This is a genomic window from Flavobacterium lacus, assembly GCF_003268815.1.
In the GTDB taxonomy this organism is placed as follows: Bacteria; Bacteroidota; Bacteroidia; order Flavobacteriales; family Flavobacteriaceae; genus Flavobacterium; species Flavobacterium lacus.
Map to the genome: position 1 here is coordinate 1 of NZ_QLSV01000028.1, position 5768 is coordinate 5768.

2 tRNA genes and 3 rRNA genes are annotated in these 5768 nt (G+C 47.1%); all 5 read left to right on the plus strand.

The annotated features are described in order from the left end of the window. Positions 1 to 160 precede the first annotated feature (160 nt). Positions 161 to 1676: ribosomal RNA gene (locus B0I10_RS15435) — 16S ribosomal RNA — on the plus strand. A gap of 173 nt (positions 1677 to 1849) precedes the next feature. After that, positions 1850 to 1923 (plus strand) — tRNA-Ile (locus tag B0I10_RS15440). A 111-nt stretch (positions 1924 to 2034) separates the two neighbouring features. After that, a tRNA-Ala gene (locus B0I10_RS15445) sits at positions 2035 to 2111 on the plus strand. A 211-nt stretch (positions 2112 to 2322) separates the two neighbouring features. Continuing rightward, positions 2323 to 5210, plus strand: a 23S ribosomal RNA gene (locus tag B0I10_RS15450). 133 nt (positions 5211 to 5343) lie between these two features. Beyond that, positions 5344 to 5452: ribosomal RNA gene (rrf, locus tag B0I10_RS15455) — 5S ribosomal RNA — on the plus strand. The 16S, 23S and 5S rRNA genes sit together here with 2 tRNA genes alongside, the layout of an rRNA operon. Positions 5453 to 5768: the final 316 nt, after the last annotated feature.

The following is a 5768-nucleotide window of genomic DNA, read 5'->3' on the forward strand; positions in this document are numbered from 1 at the left end:
AAAACAAGAAGACACGTTCATAGACATATTGAATTGACAGCACGATTAGACAGTAATGTTTAATCGAAAAAAAAGAGAGAGTAAGGCTAATCGAGAGATTAAAGAATACCTAGTAAACTTTGTCCAAAAAATGCAGCTAATTTATTAGCTCAAAAAATATACGATGAAGAGTTTGATCCTGGCTCAGGATGAACGCTAGCGGCAGGCCTAACACATGCAAGTCGAGGGGTAGAGGAAGCTTGCTTCCTTGAGACCGGCGCACGGGTGCGTAACGCGTATGCAATCTACCTTGTACAGAGGAATAGCCCAGAGAAATTTGGATTAATGCCTCATAGTATATTGGGTCGGCATCGACCTATTATTAAAGATTTATCGGTACAAGATGAGCATGCGTCCCATTAGTTAGTTGGTAAGGTAACGGCTTACCAAGACGATGATGGGTAGGGGTCCTGAGAGGGAGATCCCCCACACTGGTACTGAGACACGGACCAGACTCCTACGGGAGGCAGCAGTGAGGAATATTGGGCAATGGGCGCAAGCCTGACCCAGCCATGCCGCGTGCAGGAAGACGGTCCTATGGATTGTAAACTGCTTTTATACGGGAAGAAACACCCCCTCGTGAGGGGGCTTGACGGTACCGTAAGAATAAGGATCGGCTAACTCCGTGCCAGCAGCCGCGGTAATACGGAGGATCCAAGCGTTATCCGGAATCATTGGGTTTAAAGGGTCCGTAGGCGGCCTTATAAGTCAGTGGTGAAATCTCCTAGCTCAACTAGGAAACTGCCATTGATACTGTAGGGCTTGAATTATTGTGAAGTAACTAGAATATGTAGTGTAGCGGTGAAATGCTTAGATATTACATGGAATACCAATTGCGAAGGCAGGTTACTAACAATATATTGACGCTGATGGACGAAAGCGTGGGTAGCGAACAGGATTAGATACCCTGGTAGTCCACGCCGTAAACGATGGATACTAGCTGTTGGGCGCAAGTTCAGTGGCTAAGCGAAAGTGATAAGTATCCCACCTGGGGAGTACGAACGCAAGTTTGAAACTCAAAGGAATTGACGGGGGCCCGCACAAGCGGTGGAGCATGTGGTTTAATTCGATGATACGCGAGGAACCTTACCAAGGCTTAAATGTAGATTGACCGTTTTGGAAACAGAACTTTCGCAAGACAATTTACAAGGTGCTGCATGGTTGTCGTCAGCTCGTGCCGTGAGGTGTCAGGTTAAGTCCTATAACGAGCGCAACCCCTGTTGTTAGTTGCCAGCGAGTCATGTCGGGAACTCTAACGAGACTGCCAGTGCAAACTGTGAGGAAGGTGGGGATGACGTCAAATCATCACGGCCCTTACGCCTTGGGCTACACACGTGCTACAATGGACGGTACAGAGAGCAGCCACAACGCAAGTTGGAGCGAATCTACAAAACCGTTCTCAGTTCGGATCGGAGTCTGCAACTCGACTCCGTGAAGCTGGAATCGCTAGTAATCGGATATCAGCCATGATCCGGTGAATACGTTCCCGGGCCTTGTACACACCGCCCGTCAAGCCATGGAAGCTGGGGGTACCTGAAGTCGGTGACCGCAAGGAGCTGCCTAGGGTAAAACTGGTAACTGGGGCTAAGTCGTAACAAGGTAGCCGTACCGGAAGGTGCGGCTGGAACACCTCCTTTCTAGAGACATAATAAGTTTCTGGGTAAAAGAAAATAATCAAGAGATTGATTTTACTCTCGCTGTTAATTCAAATAATACAATAAGCAAAAAAGATAGTAGATTTAAGATTGCAGATAATAGATTGAAGGATTGCAAAATCAAAAATCTCAAATCCAAAGTCAAGAATCAATATAGTCTCGTAGCTCAGCTGGTTAGAGTACTACACTGATAATGTAGGGGTCCCCAGTTCGAGTCTGGGCGGGACTACTATTTTAGGCTTAGATTCTGAAATAAATTCAGAATAAAGGAAATTCTAGGGGTTGAGTGAGCCGTTATAAGTACTGTTAACTAATAACTGTTAACTGACAACTAAAAGACGGGGGATTAGCTCAGCTGGCTAGAGCGCCTGCCTTGCACGCAGGAGGTCATCGGTTCGACTCCGATATTCTCCACCAAAGCAGTAAATAGTCGCAGTTTACAGTAAGCAGGATAACTGCCTACTGATTGCTGAAGACTGAAAACTGGAAAGTTCATTGACATATTGAGATAAAACATTTAAAAAGTAGAAAATACGTATAGGCGTAAGCAATTACGTTTGTATAAGAAAACGTAGAGTCGTAACACTGTTACGATTTTGCAAGGTCTTGTTATTAATAACAAGACGGCACATAAGCAAAATAAGGGCGTATGGGGGATGCCTAGGCTCTCAGAGGCGAAGAAGGGCGTGATAAGCTGCGAAAAGCTACGGGGATTGGCACACACGAATTGATCCGTAGATACCCGAATGGGGCAACCCGGCATGTTGAAGACATGTCACACCGATAGGTGAGCAAACCCGCTGAACTGAAACATCTAAGTAGGCGGAGGAGAAGAAAACAAAAGTGATTCCGTAAGTAGTGGCGAGCGAACGCGGATTAGCCCAAACCAATGTTGTTACGGCAATATTGGGGTTGTAGGACCACGATATTTCTTGCGGATTGAATTAGAATTACCTGGAAAGGTAAGCCATAGAGGGTGATAGCCCCGTATAAGTAAGAGAAGATAAGGATAGTGGTATCCTGAGTAGGGCGGGGCACGTGAAACCCTGTCTGAATTTGGCGGGACCATCCGCTAAGGCTAAATACTCCTGAGAGACCGATAGTGAACCAGTACCGTGAGGGAAAGGTGAAAAGAACCGTGAATAACGGAGTGAAATAGATCCTGAAACCATACGCTTACAAGCGGTCGGAGTCCGCCTCGGCGGATGACGGCGTGCCTTTTGCATAATGAGCCTACGAGTTAACGTTGCTGGCAAGGTTAAGTGATTAAGTCACGGATCCGTAGCGAAAGCGAGTCTGAATAGGGCGCTTTAGTCAGTAGTGTTAGACGCGAAACCGTGTGATCTACCCATGGGCAGGATGAAGCTGTGGTAACACATAGTGGAGGTCCGAACCGGTTGACGTTGAAAAGTCTTCGGATGACCTGTGGGTAGGGGTGAAAGGCCAATCAAACTCGGAAATAGCTCGTACTCCCCGAAATGCATTTAGGTGCAGCGTTGGTCATAAAGTTATATAGAGGTAGAGCTACTGATTGGATGCGGGGGCTTCACCGCCTACCAATTCCTGACAAACTCCGAATGCTATATAATGTTTACCAGCAGTGAGGGCTTGGGTGCTAAGGTCCAAGTCCGAGAGGGAAAGAACCCAGACCATCAGCTAAGGTCCCCAAATATATGCTAAGTTGAAAAAACGAGGTTTGTCTGCCCAGACAGCTAGGATGTTGGCTTGGAAGCAGCCATTCATTTAAAGAGTGCGTAACAGCTCACTAGTCGAGCGGACGAGCATGGATAATAATCGGGCATAAGCATATTACCGAAGCTATGGATTTTACATTAAGTTGTAGAGTGGTAGGGGAGCATTCTAACAGGGTTGAAGGTGTATCGCGAGGTATGCTGGACCGGTTAGAAAAGAAAATGTAGGCATAAGTAACGATAATGCGGGCGAGAAACCCGCACACCGAAAGACTAAGGTTTCCGCAGCTATGCTAATCAGCTGCGGGTTAGTCGGGACCTAAGGCGAACCCGAAAGGGACAGTCGATGGCCAACGGGTTAATATTCCCGTACTACTTATTGTTGTGATGGAGTGACGCAGTGGTGAAAGTACCGCGAACTGACGGAATAGTTCGTTTAAGGCTGTAGCTATATCCCAGATAGGCAAATCCGTTTGGGATGGTAAAGGCTGAAAGTACTCGGAGTCTTCGGACAAAGAGATAGTGTACCTAAAGGCTGCCAAGAAAAGCTTCTAAACTTAGATAATAAGTACCCGTACCGTAAACCGACACAGGTAGTCGAGGAGAGAATCCTAAGGTGCTCGAGAGATTCATGGCTAAGGAATTAGGCAAAATAGACCTGTAACTTCGGGAGAAAGGTCGCCCCGAGCAATCGGGGCCGCAGTGAAAAGGTCCAGGCGACTGTTTATCAAAAACACAGGGCTCTGCCAAATCGTAAGATGAAGTATAGGGCCTGACACCTGCCCGGTGCTGGAAGGTTAAGAGGAGATGTCATCAGCAATGAGAAGCATTGAATTGAAGCCCCAGTAAACGGCGGCCGTAACTATAACGGTCCTAAGGTAGCGAAATTCCTTGTCGGGTAAGTTCCGACCTGCACGAATGGTGTAACGATCTGGACACTGTCTCAGCCATGAGCTCGGTGAAATTGTAGTATCGGTGAAGATGCCGATTACCCGCAGTGGGACGAAAAGACCCTGTGCACCTTTACTATAGCTTAGTATTGGTCTTGGATAAGTGATGTGTAGGATAGGTGGGAGACTATGAAGTGGCGTCGCTAGGCGTTGTGGAGTCATTGTTGAAATACCACCCTTTGCTTATCTGAGGTCTAACCCGCCTATGGCGGGGACATTGCTTGGTGGGTAGTTTGACTGGGGTGGTCGCCTCCAAAAGAGTAACGGAGGCTTCTAAAGGTTCCCTCAGCACGCTTGGTAACCGTGCGTAGAGTGCAATGGCATAAGGGAGCTTGACTGAGAGACATACAGGTCGATCAGGTACGAAAGTAGAGCATAGTGATCCGGTGGTTCCGCATGGAAGGGCCATCGCTCAAAGGATAAAAGGTACGCCGGGGATAACAGGCTGATCTCCCCCAAGAGCTCATATCGACGGGGGGGTTTGGCACCTCGATGTCGGCTCGTCACATCCTGGGGCTGGAGAAGGTCCCAAGGGTTGGGCTGTTCGCCCATTAAAGTGGCACGCGAGCTGGGTTCAGAACGTCGTGAGACAGTTCGGTCTCTATCTACTGTGGGCGTTAGAAATTTGAGTGGATCTGATTCTAGTACGAGAGGACCGAATTGGACAAACCGCTGGTGTATCTGTTGTTCCGCCAGGAGCACCGCAGAGTAGCTACGTTTGGAAGGGATAAGCGCTGAAAGCATATAAGCGCGAAACCCACCACAAGATGAGATTTCTTTAAAGGGTCGTGGAAGATGACCACGTTGATAGGCTATAGATGTAAAGGCAGTAATGTCATAGTCGAGTAGTACTAATAACCCGTAAGTTTATGTGAACAAAGTTCCCCCGGTTACGGTCGGGGGAGTAAAACTTTCTACTAAATTAATTTTTATCTCAGTATGTTAAGATATTATTCAATGGATAATTCGTTTAATCATTGAAAAATTGCCTAAAGCAATTTAACCTTTTAAGGTGGTTATTGCGGCGGGGCTCACCTCTTCCCATTCCGAACAGAGAAGTTAAGCCCGCCTGCGCAGATGGTACTGCAATTTGTGGGAGAGTATGTCGCCGCCTTCTTTTAGAAACCCTTCATGGAAACATGAGGGGTTTTTTGTTTAATCTGAACTTGATTCAGATTCTTTTGTTTTGCCACACAGAAAGAAAGGCACGAAGATTAGGTTGATTAAGAACTGAACACTGAACACTGCTACTTTTTTTGGAATTGATTTGGTTTAAAATGCTTTGATGCACTGGACTTGCGTGAGGGATAGTAGCGGAAAGCCCGCAGGAGAAAGGTTTGTGTTTTTGCGGGTTGAGCCGGCGACCAAAGAAGCCGAGCACAGCCCGACAAAAACCAACCTTTGGACGAGGACTTGCAGCGAAAAGCCCGACC